General features: G+C 69.0%; 17 protein-coding genes and 1 pseudogene. 9 read left to right on the top strand and 9 right to left on the bottom strand.

What is annotated here, in order from left to right; translation table 11 throughout:
- Window positions 1–108 precede the first annotated feature (108 nt).
- Entirely contained in the window at window positions 109–1,554 is a 1,446-nt protein-coding gene (locus tag QSK35_RS34020) for a PucR family transcriptional regulator (RefSeq protein WP_285751775.1), read from the bottom strand.
- An 81-nt stretch (window positions 1,555–1,635) separates the two neighbouring features.
- On the opposite strand from QSK35_RS34020, the gene QSK35_RS34015 reads away from it, so the two are divergent.
- The 5 genes from QSK35_RS34015 to QSK35_RS33995 are packed head-to-tail and all read left to right on the top strand — an operon-like array spanning window position 1,636 to window position 7,602.
- Window positions 1,636–3,060, top strand: coding sequence for a sodium:solute symporter family protein (locus QSK35_RS34015; RefSeq protein ID WP_285751774.1), 1,425 nt, complete (start codon window positions 1,636–1,638; stop codon window positions 3,058–3,060).
- Window positions 3,057–3,995, top strand: coding sequence for an agmatinase (gene speB, locus QSK35_RS34010; protein WP_285751773.1), 939 nt, complete (start codon window positions 3,057–3,059; stop codon window positions 3,993–3,995). Before QSK35_RS34015 ends, speB begins: the two co-directional genes overlap by 4 nt.
- Window positions 3,992–5,605 carry a thiamine pyrophosphate-binding protein gene (locus QSK35_RS34005; protein ID WP_285751771.1) on the top strand — a complete coding sequence of 538 codons (1,614 nt, stop codon included), beginning with the start codon at window positions 3,992–3,994 and terminating at the stop codon, window positions 5,603–5,605. The genes speB and QSK35_RS34005 overlap by 4 nt, the downstream gene beginning before the upstream one ends.
- Window positions 5,602–7,002, top strand: coding sequence for an aminobutyraldehyde dehydrogenase (locus QSK35_RS34000; protein WP_285751770.1), 1,401 nt, complete (start codon window positions 5,602–5,604; stop codon window positions 7,000–7,002). The genes QSK35_RS34005 and QSK35_RS34000 overlap by 4 nt, the downstream gene beginning before the upstream one ends.
- A gap of 24 nt (window positions 7,003–7,026) precedes the next feature.
- On the top strand, window positions 7,027–7,602 hold the full coding sequence (locus tag QSK35_RS33995; protein ID WP_285751769.1) for a hypothetical protein: 576 nt from the start codon (window positions 7,027–7,029) through the stop codon (window positions 7,600–7,602).
- 232 nt (window positions 7,603–7,834) lie between these two features.
- Here the strand turns inward: QSK35_RS33995 and QSK35_RS33990 are convergent.
- The 4 genes and pseudogenes from QSK35_RS33990 to QSK35_RS33975 all read right to left on the bottom strand — a co-directional run.
- A pseudogene (locus tag QSK35_RS33990) lies at window positions 7,835–7,966 on the bottom strand (leucine zipper domain-containing protein); the annotation flags it as partial.
- Window positions 7,967–8,190: 224 nt separating this feature from the next.
- Window positions 8,191–8,892, bottom strand: coding sequence for a TetR/AcrR family transcriptional regulator (locus QSK35_RS33985; protein WP_285751768.1), 702 nt, complete (start codon window positions 8,890–8,892; stop codon window positions 8,191–8,193).
- Window positions 8,858–9,253 carry a thiol-disulfide oxidoreductase DCC family protein gene (locus QSK35_RS33980; protein ID WP_285751767.1) on the bottom strand — a complete coding sequence of 132 codons (396 nt, stop codon included), beginning with the start codon at window positions 9,251–9,253 and terminating at the stop codon, window positions 8,858–8,860. Before QSK35_RS33980 ends, QSK35_RS33985 begins: the two co-directional genes overlap by 35 nt.
- The gene (locus QSK35_RS33975; protein WP_285751765.1) at window positions 9,250–9,639 is read right to left on the bottom strand and encodes a hypothetical protein; all 390 of its coding nucleotides are present in this window, start codon (window positions 9,637–9,639) and stop codon (window positions 9,250–9,252) included. Before QSK35_RS33975 ends, QSK35_RS33980 begins: the two co-directional genes overlap by 4 nt.
- Window positions 9,640–9,768: 129 nt before the next feature.
- Between QSK35_RS33975 and QSK35_RS33970 the strand changes: the two genes are divergently transcribed.
- The gene (locus tag QSK35_RS33970) at window positions 9,769–10,662 is read left to right on the top strand and encodes a zinc-binding dehydrogenase (protein ID WP_285751764.1); all 894 of its coding nucleotides are present in this window, start codon (window positions 9,769–9,771) and stop codon (window positions 10,660–10,662) included.
- Window positions 10,663–10,724: 62 nt separating this feature from the next.
- Here the strand turns inward: QSK35_RS33970 and QSK35_RS33965 are convergent, their stop codons facing one another.
- The 4 genes from QSK35_RS33965 to QSK35_RS33950 all read right to left on the bottom strand — a co-directional run bounded on the left by QSK35_RS33965 (window position 10,725) and on the right by QSK35_RS33950 (window position 14,277).
- Complete coding sequence (locus tag QSK35_RS33965) at window positions 10,725–11,438, bottom strand: anti-sigma factor family protein (protein WP_285751763.1); 714 nt, start codon at window positions 11,436–11,438, stop codon at window positions 10,725–10,727.
- Window positions 11,435–11,986 (bottom strand): sigma-70 family RNA polymerase sigma factor, encoded by a 552-nt coding sequence (locus tag QSK35_RS33960; RefSeq protein WP_146351038.1) that lies wholly within the window; start codon window positions 11,984–11,986, stop codon window positions 11,435–11,437. The genes QSK35_RS33965 and QSK35_RS33960 overlap by 4 nt, the downstream gene beginning before the upstream one ends.
- Window positions 11,987–12,100: 114 nt before the next feature.
- Complete coding sequence (locus QSK35_RS33955; RefSeq protein WP_285751762.1) at window positions 12,101–13,096, bottom strand: DUF1996 domain-containing protein; 996 nt, start codon at window positions 13,094–13,096, stop codon at window positions 12,101–12,103.
- A 677-nt stretch (window positions 13,097–13,773) separates the two neighbouring features.
- Window positions 13,774–14,277: a hypothetical protein gene (locus QSK35_RS33950; RefSeq protein WP_285751761.1), complete on the bottom strand. Its 504-nt coding sequence runs from the start codon at window positions 14,275–14,277 to the stop codon at window positions 13,774–13,776.
- Between the two features lie 161 nt (window positions 14,278–14,438).
- On the opposite strand from QSK35_RS33950, the gene QSK35_RS33945 reads away from it, so the two are divergent.
- From QSK35_RS33945 to araD, 3 genes are read left to right on the top strand one after another with little or no spacing between them, the layout of a single operon-like run.
- The gene (locus QSK35_RS33945) at window positions 14,439–15,086 is read left to right on the top strand and encodes a GntR family transcriptional regulator (protein ID WP_285751760.1); all 648 of its coding nucleotides are present in this window, start codon (window positions 14,439–14,441) and stop codon (window positions 15,084–15,086) included.
- A complete protein-coding gene (locus QSK35_RS33940; RefSeq protein WP_285751759.1) occupies window positions 15,073–15,978 on the top strand; it encodes a dihydrodipicolinate synthase family protein in 906 nt (301 codons plus the stop codon). Before QSK35_RS33945 ends, QSK35_RS33940 begins: the two co-directional genes overlap by 14 nt.
- Window positions 15,975–17,681 carry an L-arabinonate dehydratase gene (gene araD / locus QSK35_RS33935; RefSeq protein ID WP_285751758.1) on the top strand — a complete coding sequence of 569 codons (1,707 nt, stop codon included), beginning with the start codon at window positions 15,975–15,977 and terminating at the stop codon, window positions 17,679–17,681. The genes QSK35_RS33940 and araD overlap by 4 nt, the downstream gene beginning before the upstream one ends.
- Window positions 17,682–17,724 lie beyond the last annotated feature (43 nt).

Genomic DNA, 17,724 nt, shown 5'->3' with positions numbered 1-17,724 from the left:
CGCCGTTCCAGTCGTTCGCGGAGAACTTCCGTTCGATGGTCATCGAGATCCCTCCTTTCGCGGTCATGGCAACAATCATCCCGCCCGCGAAAGAAGGGGTCAAAGGAATTAACCGGTCCAGCCCGGCGGCAGCCAGCCGACGGCGTGCCAGAGGTCCGCGCGCACGGACGCGTCCGCGAGGTCAAGCCCCAGGAGTCGTTCGATGTGCCCGATCCGGTGCCGGACGCTGTTGCGATGGATACGAAGCACGGCCGCGCTGCGGTCCCAGCTGCCGTGCTGCGCGAGCCACACGCACAAGGTCTCCACCAGGTCCGGCCGCCCGGACAACGGCGTCAGCAACCGCACCGCGAACCGCTCCCCGACCGCCGCGTCGACAAGTGACGAAACAGAAGTGCGCTCGGAGGCGCGCTGCGATCGGCCCGCCGCGACAGCCGCGCGGAGCAACGCCGACGCCTCCGCGAAGGCCTGCGCGAGCTCGGCGGCCGGAACCGGTCCGCTAGTGCCCGCCAACCAGCCCAGATCTGCCAGCCGATCGAGGTCCGGAGCGTTACCCGCTGCGATCACCGCCGTGAGGTCCGATTCACCCAGATCGATCAACGGCGTGCCGAGCGTCTGGGTCAGCAGCTCGTAGTCCGTGCTCCCCCGCCGCAGGCTCCGCCCCGCGATCACCCGGAACGACGAGGAGCCGAGCACTCGCGCGAGCTGGTCGTCCGCCGCGAGCCCGAGCACCAGGCGCGCGGCGAGCCGCGCACTCTGGCCGCGCGCGGTGTCCGCGTCCCGACGCAGCAGGCTCAGCAACGCCACGGCGACGGCGACCACCGCCCGTTCGGCGACGGACAGCGTGTTCTCCCGGCCCACCACCAGGATCACGGGCCGCAGCGACACCTGCTCGACCGGGTTGAGCACCACGTGGTCGGCGCCGATCGTCGTGGCCGCACTGCGCGGCCCGGTCCCCGCACCCACCCGCTGCGCGAGGGCCGTCAGCTCGCCGGACGGGTCGGGCGCGCGGGCCGACCGGGCCAGCACCACCCCGTCCGCGTCGAGCAGCAGCGCCCAGCAGTCCAGGACGACGGCCAGCGTCGTGACCGTCCCGTCGACCGGCCGGATCCGCACCGCCGCACGGGTCAACGCGCGCTGCGAGTCGGCGAGCATACGCAGCTCGGCGTTCTGCAGCTCGGCGAGCTCGTCCGCGACCGCCTGCGACACCGCGAGGAACGGCGTGTCCGGCGGCACCGCGACCAGCGGCATGCCCTGCGCGGCGCACTCCTCGACGAGGCGCGGCGGCACCTCCTCGAACTCCGGCAGCACGCCGAACGCCAGCGCGCTCACCCCGGACGCCACCAGACCGGCGACATAACGGGGGACGTCGTCTGGGAACCGCACGCCGGCCGTCATCAGCAGCTCCTGCCCGACGAGGAACGGCGTCGGGTCGGCGAGCTCGCTGACGTGCGCCCAGCGCACGGGCCGGTCGAGCTCGTCGCCGCCACAAAGGACGGCCAGGCCGAGCTCGGGCCGCGCCACCACCGCGCGGAGCGGGACGGTTTGCACAACCATGGTCTGGCAATTGTGCAGAACAACCACTTACCAGCGCTACCAGCCATTTCTAGTGTGACCTGCAACCCAAGGAGGTCAGGAGTGGCACTCGACTACGCGGTGATCGCCGCCTACGTGCTCGGCATGGTCGGCATGGGCTGGTGGGGCATGAGGCGCGCGACCAGCAAGAGCGAATACCTCGTCGCGGGCCGCAGGCTCGGCTTCGCGATGTACTCCGGCACGATGTCGGCCGTCGTCCTCGGCGGCGCGTCGACGATCGGTGGTGTCGGCCTCGGCTACAAGTTCGGCATCTCGGGCGCCTGGATGGTGTTCTCGATCGGCCTCGGCATCCTGCTGCTCAGCGCGCTGTTCGCGCGCCGCATCGTGCGGTTGAAGGTCTACACCGTCTCGGAGATGCTCGACCTGCGCTACGGCGGCAACTCGAGCGCGATCTCCGGTGTCGTGATGTGGGGCTACACCCTGATGCTGACGGTCACGTCGACCATCGCGTACTCCACGATCTTCAACGTCCTCTTCGGACTCGACAAGTGGGTCGGCGTCGTCATCGGCGGCAGCATCGTGGTGCTCTACTCGGTGCTCGGCGGCATGTGGTCGATCACGCTGACCGACATCGTCCAGTTCATCGTCAAGACGATCGGCATCCTGTTCCTGCTGCTGCCCATCGCCCTCTACAGCGCGGGCGGGTTCGACGGCATCCAGCAGCGCCTCAACGACCCCGCCGCGTTCGACATCGGCACCATCGGCATCGACACGATCATCACCTACCTGCTGATCTACGTGTTCGGCCTGCTGATCGGCCAGGACATCTGGCAGCGCGTGTTCACCGCGAAGTCCCCGAAGGTGGCGACGTGGGGCGGCATCACGTCCGGCCTGTACTGCCTGGTCTACGCCGTCGCCGGCGCGTTGATCGGTACCGCGGGCAAGGCGCTGTACCCCGGCATCGCGGTGAAGGACGAGGCGTTCGCGACGATCGTCGAGAACCTGCTGCCGACCGGTGTCCGCGGCCTCGTGCTCGCCGCCGCGCTGGCCGCGATGATGTCCACGTCGTCCGGTGCCCTGATCGCGTCCGCGACGGTCGCCGCCAACGACATCTGGCCGCGCCTGACCGGTAAGAAGCCCGAGAGTGCGGACGTGCACTCCAACCGCGTGTGGGTGTTCGTGCTCGGTGTGGTCGCGATCGGCATCGCGGTGGCGTTGAACGACGTGATCGCCGCGCTGACCGTCGCGTACAACATCCTGGTCGGCGGCCTGCTGGTCGCGATCATCGGCGGCCTGGTGTGGAAGCGCGGCACCCGCGTCGGCGCGATGGCGTCCATGGCGGTCGGCGCGATCACCGCGGTCGCGTTCATGGTGATCGACGGCGTGCTGGCCAACACCCCCATCTACTACAGCCTCGGCGCGTCACTCGTCGTGTACATCGTCGTCAGCCTCGTCACCCCGCCGACGGACGCCGCGACTCTGGAAGTCTGGAACAGTCGTACCGAAAAGGAACTGGTGAACTCGTGATCGGCCCTGTCGACTCCTCCGTCGTACCGCGGTATGCCGGACCCGCCACCTTCGCCCGCCTGCCCCGCTGGGACCAGGTCGAGCACGCGGACGTGGCGGTGGTCGGCGTGCCGTTCGACACCGGAGTCTCCTACCGCCCCGGCGCGCGCTTCGCGCCGGCGGCGGTGCGGGAGGCCTCCCGCCTGTTGCGGCCGTACAACCCCGGTCTGGACGTGTCTCCGTTCGAGAACGTCCAGGTCGTCGACGGCGGCGACATCGCGGTGAACCCCTTCCACATCGGAGAGGCCATCGAGACCATCGAGGGCCAGGCTGGCGAGATGCAGGCCGATGGGACGCGGCTGGTCACCATCGGCGGTGACCACACCATCGCGCTGCCGTTGCTGCGCGCGGTGTCGCGGATCCACGGCCCGGTGGCGCTGCTGCACTTCGACGCGCACCTCGACACGTGGGACACGTACTTCAACGAGCCCTACACGCACGGCACGCCGTTCCGCCGCGCGGTCGAGGAGGGCATCCTCGACACCTCGGCGCTGTCGCACGTCGGCACGCGCGGCCCGTTGTACGGCAAGCGCGACCTGGAGGACGACCGCCGCCTCGGCTTCGGCATCGTCACGTCGTCGGACGTGATGCGCCGCGGTGTGGACGAGACCGTATCCGCGCTGCGTGACCGGATCGGCGACCGCCCGCTGTACGTGTCGATCGACATCGACGTGCTGGACCCGGCGCACGCGCCCGGCACCGGCACGCCCGAGGCGGGCGGCATGACCTCGCGCGAGCTGCTGGAGATCCTGCGCGGGCTGGCGGGTCTGCACCTGGTCGGCGCGGACGTCGTCGAGGTCGCGCCCGCGTACGACCACGCGGACATCACGTCGGTCGCGGCCTCGCACGTGGCCTACGACCTGGTCAGCCTGATGTCGTTGAAGGAGTCGATGTGACGCGCACTGGGGGCGACGTCGTCGTCGAGACGCTGGCAGCGCTCGGCGCCAACACCGTGTTCGGTATTCCCGGCCAGCACGCGCTCGGCCTGTTCGACGCGCTCGGCCGCTCGGACCTGCGCTACGTCGGCAGCCGCACCGAGGTCAACGCCGCGTTCGCCGCGGACGGCCACGCCCGCGTCACCGGCCAGGTCACGCCGCTGCTCGTCTCGACCGGGCCCGGCGCGCTGCAAACCCTTGCGGGGCTTCAGGAATCGGCCGCCGCGTCCGCGCCGGTGCTGGGCATCAGCAGCCAGATCCCGTGCGCCGGGCTCGGCGGCAGGCGCGGTGGCTACCTGCACGAGCTGACCGACCAGCTGGCCTCGTTCCGCGACATCGTGAAGCACGCACGTGTGGTGCGGTCGGCGTCGCAGATCCCGTCCGCGATCGCCGAGGCGTGGGCGATCGCCGCCGAGGCCCCGAACGGCCCGGTGTGGGTGGAGATCCCCCAGGATGTCTTGCTCGGCCCGGCCGGAATACCGCCCGTACAAGGGGTTTCGGCGGTTTCAAGGGTGTTGGAACCGCGGCCGGAGCTCGTCGCCGAGGCCGCGCGGCTGCTGGACTCCGCGGAACGGCCCGTGATCCTCGCCGGTGGCGGTGTCGGCCGTTGTGGTGCCAATGCTGAACTGCTCGCGCTGGCCGAGAAACTGCGCGCGCCGGTCGTGACGACGTTCGGCGGCAAGGGCTGTTTCCCTTGGGAGCACCCGCTTTCCGCGCAGTCGTGGCTGGAGGACTGGCACACCACGGAGTTCCTCGCCGACGCCGACGTGCTGCTCGTGCTCGGCTCCGGCCTCGGTGAGCTGTCCAGCAACTACCGGACGTTCCGGCCGCGCGGGCAGGTGATCCACGTCGAGGCCGACCTCGGCAAGCTCGAGTCCAACTACGCCGGGCTGGGCATCCACTCCGACGCGGGCGAGTTCCTGCGGGCACTGGAGGTCACGCCGCGCGAGGCCGACGGGCGGGCGGAGGCCGTGGTCCGCGGGCTCCTGGACGCCGTGCGCACCCGGCTCGACGAGCAGGAGCTCGACCTCGAGTTCGACGTGCTGGAGAAGGTCCGGACGGCCGTGCCGGACGGGACGCCGACGTTCTGGGACATGACGATCCTCGCGTACTGGGCGTGGTCGGCGTGGGATCCGCGCGGCGGCGTGCAGTTCTCCGCGCAGGGCGCGGGCGGTCTCGGCTACGGCCTGCCCGCCGCGCTGGGTGCCGCGGCGGCGACCGACGGGCCGGTGCTCGCGGTGTCCGGTGACGGCGGCGCGATGTACGGCATCCCGGAGCTCGCGACCGCGCGTCAGCACAACTCGCGCGTGACGTGGCTGATCGTCGACGACGGCGGCTACGGCATCCTGCGCGAGTACATGACCGACGCGTTCGGCCAGGCCACCGGCACCGAGCTGGCGCGGCCGGACTTCGTGGCGCTCGCCGAGGCGTTCGGCGTGCCCGCCACGCGCAGCACGCCGGAGTCGTTGCGCGAGGACCTGGCGAAGGCGCTGGCCGGTGACGGCCCGCACGTGGTAGTGCTGCCCGCAGTGTTGAGGATGTTCGCTCCTACCCACCTGGAGAACCGATGACGACCCTGGGGAACGTGATCAACGGCGAGCGCCTTTCCGGTGCCGCGGGCAGCGACCTGGTCGACCCCGCGACCGGCGAGGTCTTCGGCAGCGCCGTCGTCTCACGCGAAGCCGAGGTCGACGCTGCGGTACAGGCCGCGGAGAAGGCTTTTGCCGTGTGGTCGCGCACGACTCCGGGTGAGCGCGCTTCGGCGTTGCTGAAGCTCGCGGATCTGTTGGAGGCCAACGCTTCTCTCGTCGCGGACGCCGAGGTGCGCGAGACGGGCAAGATCCGGTCCGTGGTGCTGGAGGAGGAGATTCCCCAGTGCGCGGACCAGATCCGCTTCTTCGCGGGTGCCGCGCGCCTGCTGCACAGCGCCGCGGCCGGCGAGTACCTGGCCGGGCACACGTCGTACCAGCGGCGTGAGCCGGTCGGGGTGATCGCGCAGATCACGCCGTGGAACTACCCGCTGATGATGGCCGTGTGGAAGATCGCGCCCGCGATCGCGGCGGGCAACACCGTCGTGGTGAAGCCGGCCGACACCACGCCGTCGTCCACTGTTCTGCTGGCCTCGCTCGCCGCCGAAGTCCTGCCGCCGGGCGTGTTCAACGTCGTGCTGGGCGACCGGGACACGGGCCGCCTGCTGGTCGAGCACCCGGTGCCCGCGATGGTGTCGATCACCGGTTCCACGCGGGCGGGCATCGAGGTAGCCCGCAGCGCCGCCACCACGTTGAAGCGCACACACCTGGAGCTGGGCGGCAACGCCCCGGTGCTGGTGTTCGATGACATCGACGTGGCGGCTGTCGCTCCGGCTGTCGTCGGTGCCGCGTACTACAACGCGGGCCAGGACTGCACCGCCGCCACGCGAGTGCTGGTGCATTCTTCCGTTCACGACCAGTTCGTCTCCGCGCTGGCCGAGGCCGCGGCCGCGCAGACGCCGGGTGTCGACTACGGACCGTTGAACAGCGCCGCGCAGCTGTCCCGTGTGCAAAGCCTGGTGGACCGGCTGCCCGCACACGCAACAGTCCACTGTGGAGGTAAGCAGTTCGGTGACCGCGGTTTCTTCTTCTCCCCCACCGTGATCTCCGGGTTGCGACAGGACGACGAGGTCGTGCAGGAGGAGATCTTCGCGCCGGTGATCACGGTGCAGAGCTTCTCGTCGGACGACGAGGGCGTCGCGCTGGCGAACGGCGTTCCGCAGGGTCTCGCGTCCTCGGTCTGGACCGGTTCTTCGGCTCGTGCCAACAGGATCACCACCGAGCTCGACTTCGGTGTCGTCTGGGTGAACACGCACGGGCCGATCACGCCGGAGATGCCGCACGGCGGGTTCGGGCAGTCCGGTTATGGCAAGGATCTTTCGATGCACGGTCTGGAGGACTACACGCGCGTCAAGCACGTGATGCAGGCGTTCTCCTAGTGACTGTTCGGGCACGGTGAGGTCATGACGTTCGCTCCCCTCATCGTCGGCGCACTCGGCGGTGACCCGCGACAGGCCCTCCCGGTCGCCGAGATCTCCGCCCTCTGGCGCGCAGGCGTCGAGCTCCTCGACGACCTGCGCGCCGGGCGCCCGCACCGGTCCGCCCGCCGCGACATGGCCACCGCCATCGCGTGCCTGACCCGGCTGCCCCAGGACGTGATCGACGAGACGGACCTGCCCTGCTCGGTGCGCGACGACTGGCGCGTGACGTTCGCCGAGGCCTCGGTGGCCGCCCTCAACGGCGAGTCCGGCGTCCTGCACGCCGCCGAGGCGACCATGGCGGCGCGGCTGGTGACCGACGACCCGCAGTCTTTGCGCAGCTGGCACACGTTCGGGCTCGCGGTCGGCCACGGGTTGCTCGTGTACGCCCGGACGTTGCTCATCGATCTCGTCGACGCGTCCCCTTACCGCGATGAGCTGCTGCGGTCGATCGGCGCTCCGGCGGCGCCGGTGTGCGAACGGATGGGGCGGACGCGGCCGGAGAACATCCGGCGCCCGGCGGGCCGCTCGTCCTGCGCCCCGCGACGTCGCGTGCGGTGAACCCGCGGCGTCGCGTGCGGTGAACCGGCTGGGGGACCCCCGGTTTCAATTCTTCCAGACGACACCGACAGTTTTCGGGTTCCCCATGGTCAGCGGGCCTTGAACCAGCCGATGTCCCGGAACAGCTGCGCGGCGTTCGGTTTCTGATCGGTAAGGGTGGGCGTAGGCCCATTCGTCGAGCAGGGTGCGGTTGAAGGGTGTCGCGCCAGAGGAATGACCGGTAGCAGCAGATCAGCCTGACACTTGCTCGAGTCGTGCGGGAGGTGCGGCGCGGGCTGGTGTGCGGGCGCGAGGAGCGATCGGCCATGCCTGCCACGCCCTCGTCGCGGTAGCGCCCGGCCCACCGGGCCGCGACGTTCACCGATCATCGGTGCAGATGCGCAATCCACACCGAATCCGGAGACCCTCTCCCGATCATCCGACTACGTGTCGGGCCGTTCGCAACCTCGCAGGACAGCACAACTAGCCAACGTGACCTCCGGGTACCTCTATGTCCCCAAACGGCACGTTCGCGGCACCTGCTCCCGCTTGGGGGACCCCCGGATTCAATTCTTCCAGACGACACCGACAGTTTCGGGTTCGCCCTGGTCAGCGGGCCTTGAACCAGCCGATGTCCCGGAACAGCTGCACGGCCTCACGGGTGATCGGCCGGAACACGCGCGTCGCGGACAGCGTCACCAGCCGCGCGATCATCGGCGCGCTGCGCTGCGCCAGCATGCGGGTCTTCGAAGCGCCTTCGGACTTGTCGTGCACCCAGAACAGCACGATCGCCATCTGGTAGAGCCACAGCAGTCCGGGCAGGTCCTCGCGCAGCTCCGGGTCCACCTTCGCCGTCGACCCGAGCAGCACACTGCGCATGAGCCCGATGCCGGCGTCCCGCGCGGGAGTCGACTCCGCGGAGAACGGCGACAGCGGGCTCGCCGGGTCCGCCGCGTTCTTGAAGAACTGGGCGGCGAACTCGTGGTACGGCTGCGACACCTCCAGCCAGGCGTCGAGCACACCGGCGAGCCGGATCGCGAACTTCGGCTCGTCGGCCAGGATCGAGCGGCTCGCCTGTGTGTGCAGGTCGATCATCCGGTCATAGAAGCCCTGGACCAGGTGTTCCTTGGACTCGAAGTAGTAGTAGGCGTTGCCGACCGAGACCCCCGCCTCCTTGGCGATGGCCCGCATGGTCGTGCGGTCGTAGCCGTTCTCCTTGAACAGCCGCAGCGCCGTCTCGAGGATCAGCGCCCGCGTCTGTTCCCCCTTGGACGGCTCAGGCGCACTGGGCGTGGTTGCAAGTTGATCCACGAGCATCATTTTCCCCGCCCAGACTGTTCGCTCGCAGCCGGTCCGCCAGTCCGGCCGCGGCCCGCACGAACCGCGCCCGCCCCGGCTTGGACATCGAGACCGCCAATGGCCGCCATGCGCGCAGCGCCCAGAGGCACACCAGCCACGCGTCGTCGCCGGTGTAGACGTCCCCGTTGTCCGCGATCACGGTGATCTTTCGCTTCGTCGCCTCGTGATCCAGAACGGGGAACTTCCGGCGTGCCGCGTCGGACCCCGCCGGCACCAGGTCGAGCCACACGAGCTGGTTCTGCATCCGCAGCCACCGGCCCGCGCGGCGGCAGAACCCGCAGTTCTCGTCGTAGAGAACGGTCAGGTACCTCATGCCGTCACCGTGTGCCCGGTCGGCGCGACCGGCGGCTCGGCCTGCGTGTCGAGGATGCTGCGGCGCCGCATCTTGCCGAGCACGATCACGTTGGTGATGTGCAGGATTCCGAGCACGAGCAGCACCGTGCCGATCTTGACCGACAGCGTCTCGAAGACCTGCCGCGGGTCCTCGACGACGTCCGTCGTGCGCAGGTACCAGCTGACGAAGCCGAGGTTGACGAGGTAGAAGCCGACCACGAGCAGCCGGTTGACGGTGACCGCCAGCTCCTCGTTGCCGCGGAAGACGTCGATCAGGAACACCTTGCCGTTGCTGCTCAGCACGTGGCCGACCCAGACGGTCAAACCCACGCTGATCAGGACGTACAGGCTATACGTGAGAACCATTGTTACCCCCATTTGAACGTGTTCAAGTTGATGGCTCTGACGGTACACCCAGCTTTTGAACGCGTTCAAGTGTTATCCACGCCACCGTCGGTTTGACCTCTACTTAAGTGGAGTTCCTACGGTCGGATCATGTTCGCCATCAGGCAGTACGAGTTCGGTCCCGCCGAAACCCTCCGCTTCGAGGAGGTGCCGGATCCTCAGCCGGCCGAGAACCAGGTCCTCATCCACGTCGCCTCCGCCGGGGTGCACCTCGTCGACACGTCCATCCGCAAGGGGGCGTTCGGCAACCCCGAGCTCCCCATGACACCGGGTCGCGAGGTCGCCGGTGTCGTCACGCAGGGCCCCGCCGAGTGGCTCGGCCGGCGCGTCGTCGCACACCTCGGCATGGCCAACGGCGGGTACGCCGAAAAGGCCGTCGCGAACGTCGAGGCGCTGCACGCGTTGCCGGACGACGTCTCGTTCGACAATGCCGTGGCGATGATCGGTACCGGTCGCACGACGGTCGGCATCCTCCAGGTCGCCAAGCTCACGCCGGAGGACCGCGTGCTCGTGCTGTCCGCGGCGGGCGGCATCGGGGCGTTGCTGGTGCAGGAGGCGTGGAACGTCGGCGCGTCAGTGGTGGGCCTCGCCAGCAAGGGCAAGCTGGAGCACGACTACTCCGAGCTGGACTCGCTCGAGGACTTCACCGTCGTGTTCGACGGTGTGGGCGGCGAGATCGGTGACCAGGCGCTGCGGGCGCTCGGTCCCGGCGGCCGGATCATCATCTACGGCTGGGCGTCCGGCACGTCCACGAAGGTCTCCACCGAGATCCTCTACCGCAACAGCCTGACCGCGACCGTCGCACTGGGACCGGGACTGTTGAAGAAGGGCCTGCGCCCGTTGGAAACCGAGGCGCTGCAGGCACTCCAGACGGGTCGCTTCACCCCGTCGATCAACCAGCCGTTCGCCCTTCGTGACGCGGCGAAAGCCCACGAGGCCCTCGAATCCCGCGCCACCACAGGCAAGGTCGTCCTCCACCCCTGAAAACCGTTATGGCCACCTTGGCGGACCTGAGGTCCGTCAAGGTGGCCATAACGGTCAAGCGGTCAGGCCGGGATCGGCGCCGACACGAACTTCTTGCCGTCGAAGTTCTCGATCTCGACGGACGCGACGTCCTTCGGGTCGACCAGCGCGGCGCCGTCGAGGTTGGTGCCCTCGGTGGCGCCCTTCTTGGACACCAGCCAGTTGCCGGCCTCCTGCCGGCTGCCGTCCTTCGCCACGACGAAGATCCGGCACTTCTGGCCCTCGGGAATCCCGCCGGCCCGCATGTTCAGCCGGACCCAACCGGCCGCGGGCACGACCTTGACGGTCAGCGAGGCGCCGGTCGCCGGGTCGGTCGCGGTGGCGAGCTTGGTGCCCGCCGGGTCGGGTGCGGTGGACTGAGTCGGCAGGGCGGTGTTGTCGCCGCCGGTGGGCGCCGTGCCCTTGCCGATCCACACGCCGCCGCCGAGAACCGCTGCGGCGACAACAGCCGCGGCGATGCCGACGGTGAACTGACGGCGACGGGCGACGCCGCCGCGTTCCTGACGCACCTGGCGAAGCGTGCGCTGCAGCAACAGATCGCCGCCCTCGGGCGGCCCGTCGAGCATGGCCTCGGGCGGCACCTCGCCGAGCGCGGCCTCCATGGCGCGGAGGTCCTCGAGCTCACGGGTGCAGTCCGGGCAGGACGCCAAGTGCTCGTCCAGTTCGCGCACCTCCTGCTCGTCCAGTGCCCCTAGAACGTAGGCACCGAGCAGCTGCGGGTCATGTTGCGTGGTCATCCGGCCACCCCCTTCAGTGCGACCTGTTGACCGACGAACGTCTCCCTCAGGGCTCGCAACGCATAATATGATCTTGACTTTACCGTTCCCGGGGGAACGCCCAGAGCCTCTGCCGCCTCGGTCACGCTGCGACCTCGGAAGTAGATCTCCATCAGCACATCGCGGTGATCCGACGACAGCCGGTCGAGCGCCTCCAGCACGACGACCGAGTCGACCACCTGGTCGGCGTGGTCGCGCTGGATCGGAGGAGTAGCCGGGGACTCGGCCACCTCCTGCGGACGTGCCGCCTTGGCCCTCACCCGGTCGGTGACGATGTTGCGCGCCACCGTGAGCAGCCAGCCACGTACCGAACCTTTGCCGTTGACGAGGGCGTCTGGGTGTCGCCAGGCGCGGACGAGCGTCTCTTGGACGACGTCCTCGGCCGCCGCCCGATCACCGGTCAACCGCGTCGCGTAGGCGAGCAGAGCCCGACCGTGCTCTTCGTAGAGCGATCGGATCAGCGCCTCGTCGGCCGCGGTCTCCCGTTTCCGGGAGAACAAAGCCGCCATCCACCCACTCCTCCCCGCCCGTGAACATCTTCTGGTCGGGCGTTCTGCATGGACCTCAAGCGAGACACGAACGGCGTCCCGATTCGGTTCAAAGATTTTCGGGGATCCTACGGATCACCGTGCGGAGCTGCAGGAACGGCCTTCGTTGATGCACCGGACCAGCTCGTTCATCATCGCCGCCGGCATCACGTTGATGTACATCGCGTGATCGGAGGCGGGGTCGCGGTGCTGTTCCGGGAAGCTGTCGATCGCGAAGGGACGCCCCTTCGGGACGTCGTAGGTCACCGTAAGCCGCAACTGGGGCACGGGAAACGTCCTGGCGGGGCAGATTCCAGCCGCCGACGGGTGCACGATGTGCGTCCGATGCGACGCGCTGTCGATGTTGCCCCCGTCCCAGCAGCTGGCGAACTCGTAACTGCGCACGACGCTCTCGCCGTTCTCGCACAGCGGGTACTTGGTCGTGTACCGATCCTGGTGGCCGCTACAACTCCACTTGGCGCGCACCCGATCGCCGTACTGATGCGTCAACGCCATCGGGTCCCCAGTGATCATGCGCAGGAACCGCGGCATCGGCAGCACCTTGCTGGCGGGGTTGCCGACGTAGGTGATCGTGACGCTCTTCGGCGGCACCACCTCGCCGGTGTTGCCGTGCTCCCCGCCACCTGGGGCGTGCGCGTCGTGGCCGACGCCGTCGGTCAGCCGCAACACGGGCCAGAAGTACGAGCTCAGGTCCTTGTCACAGGTGCTCTTGGCCTTTTCGAGGCTGTCGTCCGTCGACGTGTAGTCGGCTGAGGAGTTGCCCACGTACTCGTGCGTGTGGTGCGCGCCCGCGGGCGTGCCGGGGGACATGACGGGGTTGTCGGCGTTGAGGTGGCGTTCGGCGTTGCTGCCGCACCTGATCGTGTACTGGCCGCTCGATCCGTTCTCGGTGACCTTCGGCGTGATCGTCTGCGCGACGTCGGCGATCTCCACGTACTGGTCGTCGCCGGGCGTCTGGGCGCCTTCGGAGGTGCCGGCGAGGACGGCGGCCGCAGCCACCACCACCAGTGCGACGACAGCACCGATCACCAGCGTCATCGGGCGGGCAGGGCGCTGGGTCGGTTCGGCCACGGCTCACACTGTGCCAAGCCGGACATGACGGAGACAGGCCGATGTCTCACTAGGCGGCACGTTCACGCGGGTAGAGCTGAGTTGAGAGTCAGAAATACACCCGATCGGATCCAGTGCGTCAACTGGTGAACGACCTAACGGCCGCGGGGCGAACGGCCGACTCACGGGGGCCGAACGGGGAACAGCGGGTGCCGAAGGGGCAACACGCGCGCTCGCGGACGGGAACGTCGAGCTCGCGGGTCGGGAAGGTACGACTCGCGGGTCGGGAAGGTACGACTCGCGGGTCGGGAAGGTACGACTCGCGGGTCGGGAAGGTACGACTCGGGGGTCCGGAACGTACGACTCGCGGAACTGTCGGTGCGGCTCGCTAGGCTCGACGCGGGGGGTGCTTCGCACCGCCGGCGGACCGTAGGGCCCCGGAACCGACACTACCGCCAGGGTCCGACAAGATCGTGAGCCCGCAATCCCGCGCCCGCGACTCCCCAGTTCGACCCGTCACTCCGGAGTTCGTCCCGCGACTCCTCAGCCCCACGAGCCGCAATCCATCCCCGCGAGTCCTCAGGTCAGCCCCCCGCGAGTCATCAACTCGGCCCCTGCGAGTTCGCGGTTCGGCCCCCGCTACTTCCCCAGCCGCCACGAGCCGCATCCCCGCGCGACCCGGCCCCCCGCGGGGCGGCTCACGCGGTTGCGTGAGCCGTTACCAAGGGGTGTTTGTCGGCGGAGACGACGCTCACCCCGGACACGTCGTCACCGGACACCATGGCGGACACCGGCAAAGTGACGCTCTGATCGTGCGAGAGCCAACTTCCGGCCGTGATCGCGCGTCCATCCTTCGTGTGCACGACCAGCCAGCACTTCTCGCCGTCGGCGATGCCGGACACGGTGGCGACCAGGTGGACGCCGCCGTCGGTGCTCGTCATCTGGACCGACATCCGTGGCCCGCTGGCAGTCCCGCCCGCGAACAGGCGGGGCCCCGAGGAGCCCAGGTCCTGCCCCAGGAACACACCGCCGGCGAGGGTCGCCGCGATGAGTGTCGCCGTCGTCGCGGCGGCGAGCCTGCCGCGGCGGCGAACGGCACGGGAGCGCTCAGCGCGGACCGTGCCCAGCGTTCGCTGGAGCAGCAGGTCGTCCGGCGGCGGGCCCTCCAGGAAGGCCTCCGGCGGTATTTCTTCCGTCAGCATGTGCAGATCTCGGTTCAGCTCGGTGGAAACCAGCGGCCGTGGTGGCCGCCATCTTCAAAACGGAACCCGCCGTTAGTTGGTTCAACGGTCCCGGAAGGGAAGATCTCGCTTCGTCACAAGACGGTTGACCTGCGTCACAGCCGCGCCGTAGCGTCTCGTATATGATGTACGACCGGACCGGCGCACCACCGGCGTCTAGGACCGACTTTGTTCTGGAATCGATCAAAGAAGCGATTCTCAACGGATCCCTGACGCCGGGTCAGCCACTTGTGGAAACGGACCTCGCCGCAAACCTGGGCGTCTCGAAGACACCCGTGCGCGAGGCGTTGAAGACGCTCGCCGGATCAGGGCTCGTCGTCATGGAGCCGTACAAGGGCGCGGCCGTGCGGACCGTCGACGCGGAGATGGCCAACGCGGTCTACGACGTCCGGATGCTCGTCGAGCCGGAGGCGCTGCGCCGGTCGATCATGCTCAAAGCGTCGTTCCACCAAGCACGACAAGCACTGACCGACCCACAGGACCTCGCGAAGCGCAGCCTCGCGAACCGGTCGTTCCACCGCGCCCTGTACGAGGGGTGCGGCAACCCGCTGATGATCGACATTCTGGACGGGCTGCGCGACCAGGCCGCGTTGATCACCGTCGCGGGCTGGGGCATCTGCCCCACGTGGGACGACGAAGCCGCCGAACACCGCGCCATCCTCGCCGCCGCCGAGCAGGGCAAGGCCGATCTCGCCGCCGAGCTCCTGCGCAGGCACATCCAGACGTTCGCCGACCGAGTGATCGAGGAGCTTCCCCATGGCATTCGATGACGTGTCCGCCCAGCTCTCCGGAATCGTGGCGATCACCGTCACCCCGTTCGCGGAGGACGGCGCCATCGACGAGAAGGCGTACGGCGCGATCGTCGACCGGATGGTCGAAGGCGGCATCGGTGTCGTCACGCCGAACGGCAACACGAGCGAGTTCTACGCGTTGTCCGAGCAGGAGACGCAGAAGGCGGTCAGCATCACCGCCGAGGTCGTCGCCGGCCGCGCGACGATCATCGCGGGCGTCGGGCACGACGTGCACACCGCCGTCAAGGCCGCCAGGTACGCCGACGCCGCGGGCGCGAGCGGGATCATGATCCACCAGCCCGTCCACCCGTACGTGTCGCTGGACGGCTGGGTCGAGTACCACCGGCGGATCGCGTCGGAGGTCCCGGAGCTCAGCGTCATCCTCTACGTCCGCAACCCGCGCATCGGCGGCGCGCAGATCGCACAGCTCAAGGACGCATGCCCGAACGTCGTCGGCGTCAAGTACGCGGTGCCGGACCCGGTGCGCTTCGCGTCCGTCTCGCGCGACGCGGGCTACGACCGGCTCGTGTGGGTCGCCGGGCTCGCCGAGCTGTCCGCTCCCGGCTACTTCGCGACCGGCGCCACCGGATTCACGAGCGGCCTCGCGAACGTCGCGCCGGAGATCTCCGTGCAGATGTTCAACTCCCTGAAGAACGGCGAGTTCGGCGCCGCCATGGAACTGTGGGAGTTCATCCGGCCGTTCGAGGAGATGCGCGCGGCCAACGAGTCCGCGAACAACGTGTCCGTGGTGAAGGAGGCGTTGGCACAGCTGGGACTCTGCCGCCGCGACATCCGGCCGCCGAGCCATCCGCTGTCCGAAAAGGACCGTGCGAAGGTCGGTGACCTGCTGGCCATGTGGAGCCTGAAGTGACACTTCGCAGCGAGCAGTGGTTCAAAGGCGAGGCACTGCGCCAGTTCAGTCACCGCGCGCGGGCGCGGCAGCTCGGGCTCAACGCCGAGGAGCACCTCGGCAAGCCGATCATCGCGATCCTGAACACGTGGAGCGGCATCAACCCGTGCCACATGCATCTGCGTGAACGTGCGCAGCAGGTCGAACGCGGCGTGCTGGCGGCGGGCGGTTTCCCGTTCGAGTTCCCGGTGTCCACGCTGTCGGAGACGTACCAGAAGCCGACACCGATGATGTACCGGAACATGCTCGCGATGGAGACCGAGGAGATCCTGCGGTCCTATCCGGTCGACGGCGCGGTGCTCATGGGCGGCTGCGACAAGACGACGCCCGCGTTGCTCATGGGCGCGATCTCGGCCGACCTGCCGGTGATCTTCGTGCCCGCCGGGCCGATGCTGCGCGGCAACTGGCGCGGGCAGAAGCTCGCCAGCGGCACGGACATGTGGCGGTTCTGGGACGACAAGCGCGCCGGCGTCATCGGTGACGAGGAGTGGAACGAGATCGAGTCCGGTCTCGCCCGCTCCCCCGGCACCTGCATGACCATGGGCACGGCGTCGACGATGACCTCCGCGGCGGAGGCACTGGGGCTGACTCTGCCTGGTGCGTCTTCGATTCCGGCCGTCGACTCCGCGCATTACCGGATGGCCGCGGCGAGTGGCGCGCGCGTCGTCGAGATGGTGCTCGAGGACCTCAAGCCGTCGCGGATCCTGTCGCCGGAGGCGTACACCGACGCGGTGACGACGATCCTGGCGCTGGGCGGGTCGACGAACTCGTTGATCCACCTCGTCGCGATGGCCGGGCGGAGCCGGATTCCGTTGTCGCTGGACGACTTCGACCGGTTGTCCCGCGTGACGCCGGTGCTGGCGTCGGTGCAGCCCGCGGGCAAGTACCTGATGGAGGACTTCTACTACGCGGGTGGGCTGCGCGGCCTGTTCTCGCGGCTCACCGAACGGCTGCACCTCGACCGGATCACCGTGACAGGCAGGACGTTCGGTGCGGACCTCGAAGGCGCCGCGGTGTTCGACGACGACGTGATCCGGCCGCTGGACAACCCGGTCTCGCCCGAGGGCGGCCTCGCGGTGCTGCGCGGCAACCTGGCGCCGGACGGCGCGGTCATCAAGTACGTGGCCGCCGAACCCGAGCTGTGGAAGCACACCGGTCCCGCCGTGGTCTTCCAGGGATACAAGGACTTGCAGCAACGGATCAACTCGCCCGACCTGGAGATCACCCGCGACTCGGTGATCGTCCTCGCGGGCGGCGGGCCGAAGGGCGGACCGGGCATGCCCGAATACGGCATGCTGCCGATCCCGGACAAGCTGTTGAAGCAGGGCGTGCGCGACATGGTCCGCGTCTCGGACGCGCGGATGAGCGGAACCTCTTACGGCGCCTGCGTTCTGCACGTCGCGCCCGAGGCGCACGTGGGCGGTCCGCTCGCTCTGGTCCGCACCGGCGATCTGGTCACGTTGGACGTGGAAGCGCGGATCCTGCACGTGGAAGTGTCCGACGAGGAGCTTGCCAGGCGCCGTGCCGAGTGGACTCCCCCGGCGCCGAAGTTCGAACGCGGCTGGGGCGCGCTCTACTACGAGCACATCACCCAGGCCAACGAGGGCTGCGACTTCGAGTTCCTGTCCCGCCCAGGCACCAACCCGGAACCAAACGCCCTCTGATTGCCATGAGGGGAGCCTTCATGGACCTCAGGTCCATGAAGGC

Source organism: Lentzea sp. NBRC 105346 (genome assembly GCF_030269605.1).
GTDB lineage: Bacteria > Actinomycetota > Actinomycetes > Mycobacteriales > Pseudonocardiaceae > Lentzea.
This window is presented reverse-complemented; position numbering and strand designations above follow the sequence as displayed.